Annotated in this window: 17 protein-coding genes; 13 read left to right on the top strand and 4 right to left on the bottom strand. The window is 45.3% G+C overall.

Translation table 11 applies throughout. The annotated features are described in order from the left end of the window. Positions 1-3 precede the first annotated feature (3 nt). From gatA to GKG43_RS03150, 6 genes are all read left to right on the top strand, one after another. The gene (gene gatA / locus GKG43_RS03175; protein ID WP_055150797.1) at positions 4-1479 is read left to right on the top strand and encodes an Asp-tRNA(Asn)/Glu-tRNA(Gln) amidotransferase subunit GatA; all 1476 of its coding nucleotides are present in this window, start codon (positions 4-6) and stop codon (positions 1477-1479) included. A gap of 3 nt (positions 1480-1482) precedes the next feature. Beyond that, complete coding sequence (gatB, locus tag GKG43_RS03170; protein WP_055150794.1) at positions 1483-2916, top strand: Asp-tRNA(Asn)/Glu-tRNA(Gln) amidotransferase subunit GatB; 1434 nt, start codon at positions 1483-1485, stop codon at positions 2914-2916. Positions 2917-3190: 274 nt separating this feature from the next. Beyond that, the gene (locus GKG43_RS03165; protein WP_055150788.1) at positions 3191-3499 is read left to right on the top strand and encodes a metalloregulator ArsR/SmtB family transcription factor; all 309 of its coding nucleotides are present in this window, start codon (positions 3191-3193) and stop codon (positions 3497-3499) included. 83 nt (positions 3500-3582) lie between these two features. Continuing rightward, positions 3583-4596: a permease gene (locus GKG43_RS03160; protein ID WP_129878515.1), complete on the top strand. Its 1014-nt coding sequence runs from the start codon at positions 3583-3585 to the stop codon at positions 4594-4596. Between the two features lie 61 nt (positions 4597-4657). Beyond that, entirely contained in the window at positions 4658-5008 is a 351-nt protein-coding gene (locus GKG43_RS03155) for a thioredoxin family protein (protein WP_055150780.1), read from the top strand. 25 nt (positions 5009-5033) lie between these two features. After that, positions 5034-5225: a hypothetical protein gene (locus GKG43_RS03150; RefSeq protein ID WP_025655029.1), complete on the top strand. Its 192-nt coding sequence runs from the start codon at positions 5034-5036 to the stop codon at positions 5223-5225. 102 nt (positions 5226-5327) lie between these two features. On the opposite strand, the gene GKG43_RS03145 is transcribed toward GKG43_RS03150, so the two are convergent. The 3 genes from GKG43_RS03145 to GKG43_RS03135 all read right to left on the bottom strand — a co-directional run bounded on the left by GKG43_RS03145 (position 5328) and on the right by GKG43_RS03135 (position 7543). After that, a complete protein-coding gene (locus tag GKG43_RS03145; RefSeq protein ID WP_055150777.1) occupies positions 5328-5828 on the bottom strand; it encodes a GNAT family N-acetyltransferase in 501 nt (166 codons plus the stop codon). Positions 5829-5923: 95 nt separating this feature from the next. After that, positions 5924-6634, bottom strand: a complete 711-nt coding sequence (locus GKG43_RS03140; protein WP_055150774.1) for a hypothetical protein — start codon at positions 6632-6634, stop codon at positions 5924-5926. 108 nt (positions 6635-6742) lie between these two features. Beyond that, on the bottom strand, positions 6743-7543 hold the full coding sequence (locus tag GKG43_RS03135; protein WP_055150771.1) for an ABC transporter ATP-binding protein: 801 nt from the start codon (positions 7541-7543) through the stop codon (positions 6743-6745). Between the two features lie 133 nt (positions 7544-7676). Between GKG43_RS03135 and htpG the strand changes: the two genes are divergently transcribed. Then, positions 7677-9731 carry a molecular chaperone HtpG gene (gene htpG / locus GKG43_RS03130; RefSeq protein ID WP_129878513.1) on the top strand — a complete coding sequence of 685 codons (2055 nt, stop codon included), beginning with the start codon at positions 7677-7679 and terminating at the stop codon, positions 9729-9731. A gap of 510 nt (positions 9732-10241) precedes the next feature. On the opposite strand, the gene GKG43_RS03125 is transcribed toward htpG, so the two are convergent. Next, positions 10242-10730, bottom strand: coding sequence for a DUF5721 family protein (locus GKG43_RS03125; protein ID WP_055150765.1), 489 nt, complete (start codon positions 10728-10730; stop codon positions 10242-10244). A 211-nt stretch (positions 10731-10941) separates the two neighbouring features. Between GKG43_RS03125 and GKG43_RS03120 the strand changes: the two genes are divergently transcribed. The 6 genes from GKG43_RS03120 (at position 10942) to ligA (ending at position 17604) form a co-directional block, all read left to right on the top strand. Then, positions 10942-11700, top strand: coding sequence for a GDSL-type esterase/lipase family protein (locus GKG43_RS03120; protein WP_243143805.1), 759 nt, complete (start codon positions 10942-10944; stop codon positions 11698-11700). Beyond that, the gene (locus GKG43_RS03115; RefSeq protein WP_242857510.1) at positions 11697-12227 is read left to right on the top strand and encodes a DUF4358 domain-containing protein; all 531 of its coding nucleotides are present in this window, start codon (positions 11697-11699) and stop codon (positions 12225-12227) included. Before GKG43_RS03120 ends, GKG43_RS03115 begins: the two co-directional genes overlap by 4 nt. A 24-nt stretch (positions 12228-12251) precedes the next feature. Continuing rightward, positions 12252-13664, top strand: a complete 1413-nt coding sequence (locus GKG43_RS03110) for an MBOAT family O-acyltransferase (protein ID WP_055150759.1) — start codon at positions 12252-12254, stop codon at positions 13662-13664. A gap of 8 nt (positions 13665-13672) precedes the next feature. Then, a complete protein-coding gene (locus tag GKG43_RS03105) occupies positions 13673-14836 on the top strand; it encodes a DHHW family protein (RefSeq protein ID WP_055150756.1) in 1164 nt (387 codons plus the stop codon). Positions 14837-14852: 16 nt separating this feature from the next. Next, positions 14853-15587: a 23S rRNA pseudouridine(2604) synthase RluF gene (gene rluF / locus GKG43_RS03100; protein ID WP_154253246.1), complete on the top strand. Its 735-nt coding sequence runs from the start codon at positions 14853-14855 to the stop codon at positions 15585-15587. Between the two features lie 61 nt (positions 15588-15648). Then, positions 15649-17604 (top strand): NAD-dependent DNA ligase LigA, encoded by a 1956-nt coding sequence (gene ligA / locus GKG43_RS03095; RefSeq protein ID WP_055150750.1) that lies wholly within the window; start codon positions 15649-15651, stop codon positions 17602-17604. Positions 17605-17682: the final 78 nt, after the last annotated feature.

The following is a 17682-nucleotide window of genomic DNA, read 5'->3' as shown; positions in this document are numbered from 1 at the left end:
AAAATGGATATATTGAGCCTTACAGCTCTTGAGCTGGGGAAAATGATAAAAGATAAGAAAGTGACGGCAGGTGAGGCGGCGAGAGCGGCAATTGAGCGGGCAAAAGCGCTGGAGCCGGAGATACACAGTTATGTGACTCTGGATGAAGAAGGGGCAATGAGGCAGGCGGCTGAGGTGCAGAAGCAGATTGAGAATGGTACGCTTACGGGCCCGCTGGCGGGCGTGCCGGTGGCAGTGAAAGACAATCTGTGCATAGAAGGCCAGCTTACAACCTGCAGTTCCAGAATCCTGTCCGATTTTAAACCGGTATACACGGCGGAAGCAGTGTTGAATCTGAAGAAGGCAGGGGCAGTGGTACTCGGGAAAACGAATATGGATGAGTTTGCAATGGGCAGTACGACAGAAACCTCATATTATGGTCCAACGAAAAACCCGCATAATCCAGCCCATGTACCGGGCGGGTCATCGGGCGGGTCCTGTGCTGCGGTGGCGGCACAGGAGTGCTGGTTCTCACTGGGAACAGACACCGGCGGTTCTATCCGCCAGCCCAGCTCATTCTGTGGAGTAGTGGGATTAAAACCCACTTACGGCACCGTGTCACGCTATGGCTTGATTGCGTATGGCTCTTCCCTCGACCAGATTGGGCCGGTGGCAAAGGATGTATCTGACTGTGCGGCCATACTGGAGGCTGTCTCTTCATACGACCCAAAAGACAGCACGTCAGTAAAACGGCAGGACTACGATTTTACCAGTGCTCTTATGAATGATGTGAAGGGATTGCGGATCGGTATCCCTGCGGATTATTTAAAAGAAGGGCTGGACAAAGAAGTAGAAAATGCTGTCATGGAAGCGGCAGGCGTTCTGAGAGAAAGAGGCGCCATAGTAGAAACCTTTGATCTGAGTCTTGTACAGTATACAATCCCCACTTATTACGTGATAGCTTCTGCAGAAGCCAGCTCCAATTTGGAACGCTTCGACGGCGTAAAATACGGGTACCGCACGCCGGATTATGACGGGCTTCACAACATGTATAAAAAGACGAGGTTCGAAGGTTTTGGCGCAGAAGTAAAACGCAGAATCATGCTGGGGGCTTTCGTTTTGAGTTCAGGTTATTACGATGCCTATTATCTGAAGGCACTGCGCACAAAAGCATTAATAAAACAGGCCTTTGACCGTGCCTTTGAATCTTACGATGTGATACTTGGGCCGACTGCACCCACGACGGCGCCGGAACTTGGTAAATCCTTACGCGATCCGATGAAAATGTATCTGGGCGATATTTATACGGTTGCAGTCAATCTGGCCGGCCTGCCGGGGATGTCCGTACCGGTGGGCAAGGACAGCAGAGGCATCCCAATCGGAATGCAGCTCATTGGAAGCTGTTTTCAGGAGAAAACACTGCTGCGCACCGCATACACATATGAATGTGAAACAGGCAAACGGCATGAAGCGCCGGCTATGACAGGAAAGGAGGCGTAAAGGATGGCAAAGCAGTATGAGACCGTAATCGGACTTGAAGTCCACGTAGAGCTGGCGACAAAGACAAAAATCTTCTGCGGCTGCAGCACAGAATTTGGAGGCGCCCCCAATACGCACACCTGTCCCGTCTGTACCGGCATGCCAGGCTCCCTCCCCGTGTTAAATAAGCAGGTCGTGGAGTATGCCATGGCAATCGGACTGGCTTTAAATTGTGAAATAACAAGGCTGTGTAAGTTTGACCGTAAAAATTATTTCTATCCCGATAATCCGCAGAACTACCAGATCTCCCAGCTTTATCTTCCAATCGCAAGAAACGGCTGTATCGAGATTGAAAGCGGCGGCGGAAAAAAGAAGGTCCGTATTCACGAGATGCATATGGAGGAGGATGCCGGTAAACTGATTCACGATGCATGGGACGACACCTCACTGGTAGACTATAACAGAAGCGGCGTCCCTCTGGTGGAAATTGTATCTGAGCCGGATATGCGTTCAGCAGACGAGGTGATCAGTTACCTGGAAAAGCTGCGTATGATCATTCAGTACCTGGGTGCTTCCGACTGTAAGCTGCAGGAAGGCTCTATGAGGGCGGATGTGAACCTGTCTGTGAGGGAAGCGGGCTCGGATAAGCTGGGAACCAGAACCGAGATGAAAAACCTGAACTCCTTCAAGGCCATTGCAAGAGCAATAGAGGGAGAACGGGCACGCCAGATCGAGCTCCTGGAGGCAGGAAAACAGGTGGTTCAGGAGACCCGGCGCTGGGATGATAACAAAGAACATTCTTATGCAATGCGCTCCAAAGAAGATGCACAGGATTACAGGTATTTTCCGGAGCCGGATCTGGTACCGATCGTCATCAGCGATGAGTGGATTGCCGGGATTAAAGCGAAGCAGCCAGAGCTTCGCACAGAAAAGCTGGAACGCTATCAAAAAGAATTCGATATTCCGCAGTATGATGCGGAAATTATCACAGAGTCCAAGAAAATGGCGGATATCTTTGAAGCAGCAGCTGCAGTCTGTGGAAAGCCTAAAAAGGTTTCCAACTGGCTGATGGTGGAGACGCTCCGCCTGCTCAAAGAAAATAATATGGAGCCAGAGGATATCAGATTCTCCCCCGAAAACCTTGCAAAGCTGGTAAATCTGACAGAAGCCGGGACAATCAACAGTTCTGTGGCAAAAGAAGTTTTTGGGAAAATATTTGAGGAAAACATCGATCCTGAGGTCTATGTGGAGGAAAATGGTTTAAAAACAGTTAATGATGAGGGCGCATTAAAAGCAGTGATAGATAAAGTAATAGAAGCAAATCCGAAATCTGCGGAAGATTATAAGAACGGGAAAGAAAAAGCAATTGGGTTTCTGGTCGGGCAGACAATGAAAGCTATGAAGGGGAAGGCTGATCCGGGGTTGATTCATGAGTTGTTGAGGGGGAGTTTAGATTAGATGGGGGGGCGCCTGCCCGGGATATCGTGTACGGCAGCGGCGGGAATGTCTGCAGGTGCCGTACACGATATCCCGGGCAGGTTGCGTTCATCCGATCGGAAGTATAAGGTCGGTGGGGCAACTGACGGGGGAGACGGATGGGAGATGGCTTTGCGGTTTTTTAGGATAGATATGCCAAATGAATGGGTAGTGTTGGAAAATTTAAAACACATATTGACATTAATCGATGTGTTTTGTATAGTATAAATTGAACAGTAAAAAGGAGTGTTGATGAGTGAACGAGAATGAAAAAAACGCAAGGATATTCAAAGCCTTTTGCGATGCAAATAGACTGATAATTTTAGGTTTGCTGCAAAGTGGTGAGAAGTGTGCGTGTAAGTTGCTGGAAGAACTTAATATTGGCCAGCCGACTTTATCACATCATATGAAAATATTATGCGATGCGGAAATTGTTGTTGGACGTAAAGAAGGGAAATGGACGTACTATTCTTTCAATCCAGAGGGCGTCATCCGGGCACGGGAACTTCTGAATCAGATTACAACAGTAACGGGCAATACAAAAAAGTCTAGCTGCACAGACTAATGAGCCGCCAGAACAGATGGCGGCTTATATATCAAATAACACATCGATAAATTGCAATATATAAATGGAAAGGGGAGATTTTATTGGAAGTTACTCGAATGATTTGGGACTTTTTTCAAAATCAGATTTTGGGCATGAGGTGGCTTAATGAATTAATAGGCGGCGGCTTATCTGCCGTAGGGCTTAACATTGAAAGCAGAATAGGTGCCAGTATTCAGTTTTTCCTTTACGATACAATTAAAATCACAGTTCTGCTTTGTGTTTTAATCTATCTGATTTCCTATATCCAAAGCTATTTTCCACCCGAAAGAAGCAAGAGGATTTTAGGGCGTTTTCATGGTGTGGGCGCAAATATCGCTGCGGCACTGCTTGGAACAGTCACCCCATTTTGTTCATGTTCCTCTATCCCTCTGTTTATCGGCTTTACTAGTGCAAGGCTGCCTTTGGGTGTAACATTTTCATTTCTTATATCGTCTCCAATGGTTGATCTCGGCTCTCTTGTTCTGCTAATGAGTATATTTGGTTTGAAAATTGCGATTGTCTATGTTCTTGTTGGTTTGGTTATCGCGGTTGTGGGCGGCACAATTATTGAAAAACTACATATGGAAAAATACGTCGAACAGTATATCAAAACAGCAGGAAGTGTAGATATTGAAGCCCCGGATTTGACAAAACGTGATAGGTTCAAATATGCGTGGGAACAAGTAGCAGCTACTTTCAAAAAAGTATTTCCTTATATTCTGATAGGTGTCGGGATAGGTGCTTTCATTCATAATTGGATACCACAAACATGGATTGAAACTGCGCTCGGAAGCAATAACCCGTTCTCTGTAATCTTAGCTACTCTTGTAGGTGTGCCTATGTACGCGGATATTTTCGGAACAATTCCTGTTGCCGAAGCACTATTTGCCAAAGGGGCCCAACTTGGTGCAATTTTATCTTTTATGATGGCGGTTACTACTTTATCCCTTCCCTCAATGATTATGCTCCGAAAAGCAGTAAAGCCCAGATTGCTTGCCTTGTTTATAGGTATTTGTACAGGCGGCATTATCATTGTTGGTTATCTGTTTCATATATTCCATTCTTTTCTCATATAGGGTGTTTTAGAAAATATGTTGTTAGCAAATAAAAAAATTACATTAAAAGGAGATTATCATAATGGCATTATTTGGAAGAAAAAATAAAAGAGAAGGAACTGCCGCCTGCTGTGGAGGTAACTGCAATGAAGAAAGTATGGCTAAAGCCGAACAAGCAAAAAAAGAGGGGGCAAGCGTTAAAATATTGGGAAGCGGCTGCGCAAAATGCAATCAGCTTGAAGCCGCTACAAAAGCGGCATTAGAACAGCTCTATATGGATACAGCTATCGACCATGTAACCGATTTTACACAGATTGCAGCTTATGGCGTAATGACTACACCTGCCCTCGTTATTGACGGAAAAGTGGTATCTTATGGAAAGGTACTAAAAGTTGACGAAATAATAAAAATTCTGAAAATGAGTAGAGGATAATTCTTCAAAAAGGAGGTAATATAAAGTGAAGTGTCCAAACGTCAAAAAATGTGCCTGCCCAAAAAAGACCTGCCCGAATAATGGAAAATGTTGTGCCTGCGTAATTAAGCATAAAGAAACAGATAGCTTACCTTACTGTCTCTTCCCTGATAATGAAGGCGATAAAAGTCTTAGTAATTTTTATAAAATGCTTAAGACAAGATTTGAAAATGAATAGCAGTACCACATGGTGAGGCAGCGGATGAATTAGCAAGGAGTTGGGAATTTTGCAATATCCGCAGTAAATGGTAAAGCAAAAGCCAGACTCCCCGCCATCCACTCAGAGAGTATACTCCATAATATAGTCATCCATCACAAATCCATTGCCGATATCTGCTACCTGCGTATCAATGGTTTTAAACCCGAGATGGCTGTATACGGCCAGAGAGCCATCGTTGTGTTTATTACAGGTCAGCCAGATTGAGGAGAGGCCCCTCTGGCGGCAAAGGTTCTTCAGAAATTCGAATGCCTTTGTGGCCAGATGGCGTCCGCGGCAGTCTTTTCTAATATAAATTTTACTCAAAAATAACCGGCCATTCTCGGGGTGAATGCCGCAATATCCGCAGAATTCCCCCTTGTCAAAAAGCTGATAGTATTCGTAGCCATCTTTCAGCTGTGTCTTCAGTGCGGGAACAGACTGGAACTTGTCTATCATATATTCTACCTGGCTGGTTCCGATGATAGGGGTAAAATGTTCGTGCCAGATCATTTCTGCCAGTTCAGCAACTTCCTGAATCTGCCGGTCATTGTCTACTTTTAATGTTTCAAATGTTTCGGTCATAATCGTACTCCTTTTTTATGTAATTCCTGGGTGTCTACAAAATCAAGTATACCACTTTTCGTAAAATAGGAAAATAGTTTAGCACATACATCTTATTACTGCACTCTTTTCAAAAATTTCCGGGTGAAAAAAGCAATCCATAAGAAGCAGGATATTACGCCAAATGCAAAGGTAAATACATTTACTCCGTCCATCAATATTTTTCCAATCCAGAACGAAGGCAGAAAAGCCATGAAGTAAGAATAGGGAGCAGGAATAAACCATATTAAGATAAGCCCTAGGAAGCTGATCCCCATTAGTTTTGAAAGCGCAAGTCCCTCAACACGGTTTCCGGCAACCGATACAATCATCATTGCTAAAAATATACTTGTAAAACTGCTGATCAGAGAGCTTGAGAGAATGACTCCAAAAGATAGGGAGGAAAGATTGAAAGCTGCAGCAACGAGTATCGTGATTATGAATGCCCCTGTCATTGGTAAACCAATACGCGCTGCTAAATAAGAATATCCTTCTGCCGGGGTAATCTGATGAAATGCATTTAATCCTTCATCTCTCTCTTCTAGCAATAAAAATGCGGATATCATTGCCGTAAACAAGGGGGCCAGACAAATCAGCATACCGTCGGCAAGGCCATACCAGGCTGTTAAGGGGAACGAGAATTCAGATGTCAGAACTGTGTTGAAAAAAGGAATAGCAAGCTTAAAAAATATGCCTGCTAAAAATGGCGCTGGTATCAGGACAATTAGCATTCCGTCTTTTAATATTTGTTTCAGGCCAATCTGGAAGAGCTTCACGGTATGTTTCATAAATTCTTGCCTCCTTCTGATTGTAATGCATTACGAATCCGTTTATATGCTAGTACTAAAAGCACTACAAGCCAAACCGGATATCATTCTTTAAGGCGTGAAAAAATCTCATTGTAAGCCCCTCCCTGTCAATGAAATAAAGATATCCTCAAGCGTCGGTTCTTTTGAATGAATACTGGTCAGTGTCCCATTTTTCATTGCGGTTTGAAAGTCCCGGGCATCGGCCAGACTGGAAAGAGTACAAACACTTTGTCTTTCTTTTCTATTATCGGAAAAACAATATTCAACCTCTGTATCAAATCTGCTTTTACGCAAAGCGTGCGGCGAATCTATCGTTTTCACCGTACCGTCAACAATAAAAGCAACATGGTCGCAGAGTTCCTCCGCATCATGTATGTTATGGGTCGTTAATATGATGGTCTTTCCCTTCTTTTTCTGTTCCAATATCATATCCTTCAGCACCCTTGCATTTGCAGGATCCAGGCCGCTGGTGGGCTCGTCCAGAAAGAGCAGTTTGGGATCATGCAGCAATGAACGTATAAAACCAAGCCGCATTTTCATACCCTTTGAATAGCTGGAGACTTTTTTGCCGGCATCAGGGCGAAGGCCAACCTTTTCTAAAAGTTCCAATGGATCGGTTGTTCTGACGGAATAAATCGAAGCAAAATACTTTAAATTTTCGAGCGCGGTAAACTTTTCATAAAAGTTGGGAAACTCAAAATCCACACCGATATTTTCATAATAATCGCTGGTTCTGTGCCTGATCCCGTCACCAAAAACACGGACACTCCCACGATAATCGCGGAGAGTTCGTGTTAATATTTTCTGTACGGTACTTTTTCCAGCCCCGGACGGACCGAGAAAGCCAAATATTTCGCCCTGCTTTACATCAAAACTAATCCCTCGTATAGTATCTTATTAGCACTCATCTATAAAGAGTGCTAACTTTTTATTGACTTTTGAAATCCAGTGTATTAGAATATCTTCTAGGTGGTAATAAAGGCTTACGAAACAGCTATTATAATGAAAAGGAGTGTTATATATGGGAACAAAAAAAGGTAACTTATCCATTGACAGCGAGAATATATTTCCGATTATTAAGAAATGGGTATATTCTGACCACGATATTTTTATGCGCGAGCTTGTATCTAATGGCTGTGACGCCATCACAAAGCTGAAAAAGCTGGACATGATGGGGGAATATGAACTGCCGGATGATTACAAGGCAAAGATTCAGGTTATTGTTAACCCGGAGGAGAAGACATTAAAGTTTATTGATAATGGCTTGGGTATGACAGCGGGTGAAGTAGAGGAGTATATTACACAGATCGCATTCTCCGGTGCTACCCAGTTCCTGGAGAAGTATAAAGATAAAACGACTGAGGATGAGATGATTGGACATTTCGGTCTGGGATTCTACTCTTCTTTTATGGTGGCGGATGAGGTTCATATTGACTCGCTGTCCTACCAGGAAGGTGCGGTTCCGGTACACTGGGTAAGCGAGGGCGGCACAGAATATGAGATGCAGGACGGTAATAAAACCGATGTAGGTACCGAGATAACCCTGTTTTTGAATGAGGACAGCCTACAGTTTGCGAATGAGTACAAGGCAAGGGAAGTTCTGGAAAAATACTGCTCCTTTATGCCGGTAGAGATCTTCCTTTCCAAGGAAAATGAAGCGCCGTCTTATGAGACAATTGATGAGGAAGAACTGCTTGATACGGACGAAGTCGTAGAGCATATCACGGAAGAGCCAAAAGAGGGCGAAGAAGGCGAACCGAAGAAAAAAGTCAAGATTGTAAAACGCCCGGTATCCATCAGCGATATTCATCCTCTTTGGGCAAAGAACCCGAGTGAATGTACAAAAGAGGAGTATATTGACTTCTACCGCAAGGTATTTATGGATTATAAGGAACCATTGTTCTGGATTCACTTGAACATGGACTATCCGTTTAATCTCAAGGGAATTCTTTATTTCCCGAAAATCAATACAGAATACGATTCCATCGAGGGAACCATTAAACTGTACAACAACCAGGTATTTATTGCGGACAACATCAAAGAAGTCATTCCGGAATTCCTGATGATATTAAAAGGTGTCATTGACTGTCCTGACCTGCCGCTGAATGTTTCCAGAAGCGCCCTGCAGAATGATGGATTTGTGAATAAAGTGGCGGATTATATTTCCAAGAAAGTTGCAGATAAACTCAACGGAATGTTTAAGACCGACAAGGAAAACTATGAAAAATACTGGGATGACATCAGTCCATTTATCAAGTTTGGCTGCCTGAAGGATGAAAAGTTCGGTGAGAAAATCAAAGATTCTATTTTATTTAAAAACCTGAATCATAAATATTTAACACTGGAAGAGTTAATCGAGGCTAACGGCGGTTCCGTCGTAACTCCGAATGATCAGGAGGAAAAGGCAGAAGATAGTGCTGACGAAAATGAAGCAGAGAACAAGGCCGAGAATGAAGTAGAGGAGATCAAGACCGACATTTACTATGTAACAAATGAACAGCAGCAGAGCCAGTATATCAATATGTTCAAAGAACACGACCAGGATGCGATTCTGCTGACACACAACATTGATTCCGCATTTATCACTTATCTGGAGCAGCGCAACCCGAAGGTGAGATTCCTGAGAATTGATGCGGATGTGCATGATTCCCTGAAAGATGAGGTTTCAGAGGAAGAAAAGGAAGAGTTTAAGAAAACCACAGACAGCCTGATTGAAATCTTCCGAAAAGAGCTGAACAATGATAAGCTGGATGTGAAAGTCGAAAAACTCAAAGACGATAATGTAGCTTCCATGGCAGTGCTTTCTGAGCAGTCCAGACGTATGGAAGAGATGATGAAGATGTACAGCATGGGTGGTATGGATGCCGGTATGTTCGGAAGCCAGGCAACCTTGATCTTAAATGCAAACCATCCGCTTGTCAAGTTTGTTTTAGAGCATAAACGCAGTAAGAGCGTGCCTATCATCTGCAGACAGCTTTATGATCTGGCTATGCTGGCTCATAAACCGTTGAGTCCGGCTGAGATGACGGCATTTGTACAACGCAGTAATGAGATTATGATGCTGCTTACTAAGTAAGGGGGCTGGATTGGAGAAGGGGCGCCATTCCCGTCCGGCATAAGGGATTTTGCGGGACTGGATTTGGAGATTGATTTACTAAATGAAAAAAGAGCCGTGACTGGGGCAACCTGGACACGCAGTGTGAAATTCTGATGAATTTCACACTACGGGTTCAGACAAAACTGTGATTCGGAATCACAGTTTTGTCCCCAGTCACAGCTCTTTTTTCATTAAGTATATCTAATCTCTAAATCCAATTGTCCCGCAAAATCCCTTATGCCGGACGGGAATGGCTGGGTTCATCAAATTGACAGAGGATTACTTAGGGGGAGGCAGTTCGGGGACGAGAGGGGGACGGGGATGGGCTGTTTTGACTTGACCAGTCAGGAGATAGGTAAGTCTTTTGTTTTAGGAGATAGGTAAGGGCCGAATGGAGAGGTGGTTTGCATTCTTATTGCTGGAGGCTGTGGATGTGTACCTCCTTGCGTCGCAGGGGGAAGGCTGAAGTAGTGGAAGCTTAGGCTTTGCCTAAGCTTCCAGGTCGTAGGGGATTTGTTTTTGGGTGAAGAATTTTTGGATCATGGTGTCCCAGGATTTTTCGAGGGATTTGTCCATGGTGAAGGTTTTTAGGGAGGTGCCTGTTATGCATTGGAGGGTTGTGCCGTCATAGCGGATGTTGAGGTATAGGCCCTGGATTTGGTCGGGGGTGAAGTCCAGGCGGTTCTGGGCTATGAGGCGGGCGGTGTTCTGGGGGGACAGGCGGAAGATGAATTTGAAACTGAGGGGGGGTTTTCTGCCTTTGATCAGGGTGAAGCAGTACTCTCTCAGGGTTTTCCAGAGGGAGTATTCCGGGATGCTTTCTTTTTCGGGGTAAAAGGGTTTTTGGACGAAACCGTCTATTGTGAATGTGTTGAAGGTGACGATTTCTCCTTCTATGAATTGGAAGCTGTCGAATGTTTCGGATAACAGAAGGTGTGACATAAAGTCTTTGATACTGGTTAGGCGCAGTGCGATCATATTGTTTTCCTCCGCGATGATTATCAAATAAAGCCTGTTTGTTATTGTAACATAAAATCCGGGCGGCGGGTAGCAGAAAAATGGCTCTGTCAAAACAGCAATGAAAAATGAGGTGAATCAGGTGGAAAGATTGACTTTTAAGGGTAAAAAAAGTATTATAAAAAGTACGGAAACAGGATAAAGCGAAAGGTCTTAGAAACATATGATGAAAATGAAAAGACGAAAGTCGATTATATACTGCTGTGCGGCGGTCGGTTTGGTGATTGTCATTATACTTGCAGCGGAGGGAATCAACAGCCTGACCAGGAATAAGGTGGATACTTCCGAGGGCCTGGAGATTATAAAACAGGCGTCCTCAGCGGATGTGAAGAATATTGAGAATAAGATGGAAAAGCTGGAGGAGAAGGACAGAGAGAATCAGGAAGTTCAGGAGGAAATTAAGAACAGAAATTATAAGGCTGTTTTTGCGAACGCTGTAATTATGGGGGATTCCATCTCTGAGGCATTTATGGAATATGATCTTCTGAATGCTTCCAGTGTTGTGGCAAAGATTGGCGTGGAACTGGATCAGCTGGATGAGCAGATCGAAAGTGTGGCGCAGATTAATCCCCAGGTTATTTTCCTTGCCTATGGGATGAATGATATCATCGCAACCAAAGGGGATACGGATGAGTTTGTTAAGCAGTACGATGAGTTGTTTAAGAAACTTCAGGAGAAACTTCCGGATGCCAAGATTTTTGTGAACTCGATCTTTCCTGTGCAGGAACAGGAGATTGAACGCGAACCGGCTTATAGGAACCTGGATCAGTATAATGAAGCTCTGCATGCCCTGTGTGATAAGAGGCAGATCGCCTTTATCGATAATACGGAACTTGTGTCAGACAGTTATTATGAGGAGGACGGTGTACATTTTAAAGCGTCTTTCTATCCCTTCTGGCTGAACAGGATGGCGGAGGTGGCCTCACTATGATGAACAGAGAATTAAACCATGTGGAGAGCAAAAATGGGACGGGAAGCACAAAACGTCCTGGTGTTGCGGAAATCGCCAAGTATGTGGTAATGGCTGTGATTCTTGTTTATATTGTTCTGCTGATGATCTATACGAGCGGCAGTACCAAGTCTTTTGAAACCATACAGAAGGCGGTGGAGTCTGTCCTGGATACCGGGAATCTGAAAAAGGCAGAAGGACAAGGCCTGAAGCGTTATTATGGCCTTAACAGCGCGGATTATGACGGAGTGATGCTGTATACTTCCGAGAGCAGTATGTCTGCGGAAGAAGTGCTTTTGATAAAGGTGAAGAACGAAGGACAGATGAAACGGGTAAAGGAAGCTGTCGAAAAGAGAATCGCAAACAGAAAAAATGATTTCGAGGGCTATGCACCAAAGGAAGTCCAGCTGCTGGAACAGTCGGAAGTGTCTGTAAGGGGAAAATTCCTTTTTCTGGCCATAGCACCCAAAGCGGCGGAGTATAAAGAAGCCTTTGCAAAAAGTCTGTAAAATACGGGGAGAGGAAGCTGGAAAATGTTATTTAGCAGTATCACGTTTTTGTTTATATTTCTGCCGGTGACACTGGCGTTATATTTTATAGTGCCGCACAAGTTCCGGAATATAATCATGCTGATTGCCAGCCTGATTTTTTATGCGTGGGGGGAGCCGGTTTATATTATCTTGATGCTTCTTTCCATCCTGTTGAATTATGTCTGCGGACTTGACATATACCACAAGGAAGAAGATCCGCAGAAGGCCCGCAGGAGTCTCATTTTTGCTGTTGTATGCAATTTGCTGCTGCTGGGATTTTTTAAATATTATGGATTTGTGCTGGACAGCCTGAATGCCGTGCTGCCGGTGGATATACCGTACAGGGAACTTCCGCTGCCAATTGGGATCTCATTTTATACATTCCAGGCGTTGTCTTATATTATAGACGTCTACAGAAAAGAGGTCAGGCCGCAGAAGAATATTCTGTATTTTGCAATGTACATCAGTATGTTCCCACAGCTGATCGCAGGGCCGATCGTACGTTATATTGACATCGAGGAACAGCTGAAAAACCGCACGGTAACTATGCGGAAGTTTGGGCAGGGGGCCGAATATTTTATCATCGGCCTTGCAAAGAAAGTCATACTGGCAAACTCCGTGGGACAGGTTTTTGACCAGATATCGGGCCTGCAGATGGGGAGTTTTTCCGTGTTGACGGCCTGGGTCGGCTGTGTGTCTTTTGCCTTTCAGATCTATTTCGATTTCAGCGGATACTCTGATATGGCGGTAGGACTGGGGAAAATGTTTGGATTTGAATTCCGCAGGAACTTTGACTATCCCTATACTTCCTCCAGTATCACGGAATTCTGGAGGCGGTGGCATATTTCTCTGAGCACCTGGTTCCGGGAGTATGTTTATATTCCTCTGGGCGGGAACCGCTGTACGCAGTCCAGGCAGATTATGAATCTCCTGGTGGTATGGATGCTGACCGGTCTCTGGCACGGATCCGCATGGAATCTTTTGTTTTGGGGGCTGTATTATGGGCTCCTGCTCGTGCTGGAAAAGTTTGTTTGGGGAAAGGCGCTGGAGCGTCTGCCCGACGTTGTGAGGCACATTTATTCTATTGTGCTTGTCATGATTGGGTGGGTCTTTTTCTTCAGTCCGAGCCTCGGCTATGCACTGCGATACCTGAGCGCGATGTTCGGAGCGGGGGCAAGCGCGTTTATAGATAAGCAGGCTCTTTACTTTATACTGACCCATTGGCTCCTGTATGCTGTTGCAGTTCTGGGATCCTCCGCAGCCGGATATTCACTGATCCGGAGGTTTGTCGGGGTTTTTGATGATAACAGGGCAAAGAAAACGGCGGCAGGGATCGTGTACATCGGAATGTTTTTGATCTCCATAGCATATCTGGTGACGGAGTCATTTAATCCATTTTTATATTTTAGATTCTAGGTGGGAATATGAAGAATAACAGAAGGAAAAAGAAGCGGTGGGTTGATGGCTTTATTGGAAAAGCATTTATCATCTGCCTGCTGATACTAATATTAGGTAATCTGCTCGTTCCGGATAAGAAAAAGTCTGACGAGGAGAACCGCATGCTGTCGGAAAAACCAAAACTGACAATAAGCGCACTGACATCGGGCAGCTATATGGAACAGTATGAAAACTATCAGTCCGACCAGTTTATCGGACGGAATATGTGGCGGAAGCTGAAGGTTACGCTGAACCGGTTTGGCGGAAGCAAAGAAGAAAATGGTGTATTTATTGGTAAGAAGAACCAGCTTCTGGAAGATATTGCGGTGCCGGATAAAGATTTGTTAAACAGCAATGTGGCGGCCATCAAGGCATTTTCAGAGCGCTACAGCGATATTCCGGTTACGATGCTGCTGGTTCCGGATGCTGCAAACATACTCAGCAGCAGCCTGCCTTCCCTTGCCACGGTTGCGGACCAGAGTACCAGCATCGGCCTTGTAAAAAAGGAACTGGGAGACTCTGTACAGTGGGTGGATGCGGTTAAGGCTCTGAATAAGCATAAGGATGAAAAGATATACTATAAGACAGACCATCACTGGACAACACTGGGGGCATTTTACGCCTTCCAGGAGGCGGCGGGGAAGCTTGGCATCTCGGCGGATGTCTCAAGTGTGTATGCGTCTTATCCGGTAACGACAGACTTTAACGGGATTCTGGCGGCAAAAAGCGGCTGCCGTATGAGTGTCAGGGAAGAGATCGACATCTATGTGCCGAAAGACACAGATAATGACGTGACAGTGAATTATGTAGACGAACAAAAGAAGACCACCTCTCTGTACGAAGCGGATCAGCTGGATACAAGAGATAAGTACGCCTTTTTTCTGGGCGGCAATACCTCGGTGATCGATATCAAAACCATGGCGGAGAACCGGGACAGGCTGCTGGTGGTTAAGGATTCTTACGCCAATTGTTTTGTACCGTTTCTGACGCCTTATTTCCGGGAGATTGTCATGATTGACCCAAGGTATTATACCGGAAATATCCAGGATGCTATGGAAACATATCAGATTACCGATGTGCTGTTCCTCTACAGCGGCAATACATTTTTCCAGGATAATAACATAAGCGGAGCGTTGGGCAGTGAGCAATAAGATCAAACAGGAATTTATGAGAAAGAAGGAAGCGGTCAGGCTGAATAAATATTTGAGTGAGGCCGGGGTCTGTTCCAGAAGAGAAGCCGACCGCCTGATTGAGAGCGGCAGGGTAAAGGTTGACGGGAAGACAGCCGGCATGGGCATGAAGGTATTGCCCGGCCAGGAGGTGCGCGTCGGCCGTAAGGTGGTATCCCGCAGCGGGGAGATGGTTGTGCTGGCAGTGAATAAGCCTGCAGGAATCGTCTGCACGGAGGAGCACAGAGAGCGGAACAGTATTGTAAGGTTTTTAAATTATCCCGTGAGGGTTACTTATGTCGGGCGTCTGGATAAGGATTCCAGGGGCCTGCTTCTTATGACCAACAACGGGGACATCATCAATAAGATGATGCGTGCGGGAAACCGCCATGAAAAGGAATATAAGGTGACAGTGGATAAGGCAATTACGCCGGACTTCCTGGAAAAGATGTCCGCAGGCGTGCCGATTCTGGATACGGTCACAAGACCCTGCAGGGTGCAGAAGATCGGGAAGTATACATTTACCATTATACTGACCCAGGGGCTGAACAGGCAGATCCGAAGGATGTGCGAGGCACTGGGATATGAAGTGAAAGATCTGGTGAGAACCAGAATTATGAACATAGAATTGGGAAAGCTAAGAGAAGGAGAATACCGAAAACTGACGGACCGGGAACTGGACTGTCTCTATGAACAAATCAGGGATTCCTCCAATGAAACTGTGATCAGCTAGAAAACGCCGCCCGGGATAGGGGGGAGTATATTATAATGTAAAAACAGGCAGGAGAGTATTTATGGCAGACAAGAAGAAAAGAATGCAGGAGCTGGTAGAGCTCCTGAACCGTGCGCGCCGTGCATATGAGCAGGAAGACACGGAGATTATGAGCAATTACGAATACGATAAATTGTATGATGAACTTCTGGGACTGGAACAGGAATTGGGAACAACTCTTGCATCCAGTCCTACCATTAATGTAGGGTATGAAGTGCTCAGCGAGCTTCCGAAGGAGAGGCATGAGCGGCCCATGCTTTCGCTGGATAAGACGAAAGATGTGGAGCAGCTGAAGGCATTTCTCGGAGAGAAGGAGGCGGTGATCTCCTGGAAACTGGACGGCCTGACAATCGTACTGACCTATCGGGATAAAACGCTGGTCAAGGCAGTCACAAGAGGCAATGGGGAAGTCGGGGAAGTGATCACTAATAATGCGAAAGTATTCAAAAATCTTCCCATAAACATTCCCTACGCTGGCGAGCTGATCCTGAGAGGAGAGGCCGTGATCGGGTATCAGGATTTTGAAAAGATCAATGCAGAGATTGAGGACGTGGATGCAAAGTACAAGAATCCCCGGAATCTCTGCAGCGGCTCTGTACGCCAGCTGAATAACGAGATTACGGCGAAGCGCAATGTCCGGTTTTTTGCATTCAGTCTTGTGAGCGCGGAAGGAGTGGATTTTCATAACTCCCGGGCTGAACAGTTTGACTGGCTGGAGAAACAGGGATTTGAAGTGGTGGAACACCATCTGGTTACAGCGGAGACGATTGAGGAGCAGGTAGAGTGGTTTGCACGGCAGATTGCGGAAAATGATTTTCCGTCGGACGGGCTCGTGCTTGTGTACGATGATATTGCCTATGGGCAGTCGCTGGGTGCAACCGCAAAGTTCCCAAGAGATTCCTATGCCTTTAAATGGGCGGATGAGATCCGTGATACGAAGCTGCTGGAGATTGAATGGAGCCCTTCCAGGACAGGATTGATCAATCCGGTTGCCATATTTGAGCCCGTAGAACTGGAGGGGACTACGGTCAGCCGTGCCAGCGTGCATAATCTCAGTATCATGGAAGACCTGGAACTGGGCGTCGGTGACCGGATCCAGGTGTATAAAGCCAACATGATTATCCCGCAGATAGCGGAAAACCTGACCCGAAGCGGTGTAAAGGGCATTCCGGATGCCTGTCCCGTGTGCGGGCATGATACCAGGATATCTATGGAAAATGACACCAAAACGCTGTACTGCACAAATCCGCTCTGTCAGGCGAAGCAGATCAAATCCTTTGCTCTTTTTGTCAGCAGGGATGCCATGAATATGGAAGGACTCTCAGAGGCAACGCTGGAAAAGTTTATAGCAAGGGGGTTCATAAAGGATTATACAGACATTTTCCATCTGGACAGATACGAAGAAGATATCAAAACAATGGATGGATTTGGTGAAAAATCCTATGTCAATCTGATCAACAGTGTGGAAAACTCCAGGAATACAACGCTGCCCAGACTGGTATACAGCCTGGGAATTGCTAATATCGGACTGGCGAATGCAAAAATGATCTGCAAGGCCCTGGACTATGATCCCGGAAGGCTGACAGAGGCTACGGTCGAGGAATTGAGCGAGATTTCAGGAGTGGGCGGCGTCATAGCAAAGGCTTTCGTGGACTATTTTGCAGATCCTGTACACAGGGAACTCTTGGAAAGGCTTCTCAAAGAAGTAAAGATTCCAAAGGAAGAAATACAGGCCGGGGCACAGGTTTTTGAGAATATGAATTTTGTAATAACAGGCAGCGTGGAACATTTTGCCAACCGGAATGAGGTGAAAGAGGTGATTGAGTCCCGGGGCGGGAAAGTAACCGGATCCGTTACCTCAAAAACAAACTATTTGATTAACAACGACGTGCAATCTGCCTCCTCCAAAAACAAAAAAGCAAGGGAGCTGGGAATTCCGATCATATCAGAGGAAGAATTCTTAAAAATGCTCGAATAATAAGGGCTGGTTTAGAAAAAGTTCATTTGTAAATCACATAGAACTGCGTTATAATCATTTAGAAGGAATGTGAGAAGG

This window comes from Eubacterium sp. BIOML-A2 (genome assembly GCF_009680135.1).
Lineage (GTDB): Bacteria > Bacillota > Clostridia > Lachnospirales > Lachnospiraceae > Faecalicatena > Faecalicatena contortus_B.
Note: the sequence above shows the minus strand (reverse complement) of the source record. Positions and strands in the feature narration are given on the sequence as shown.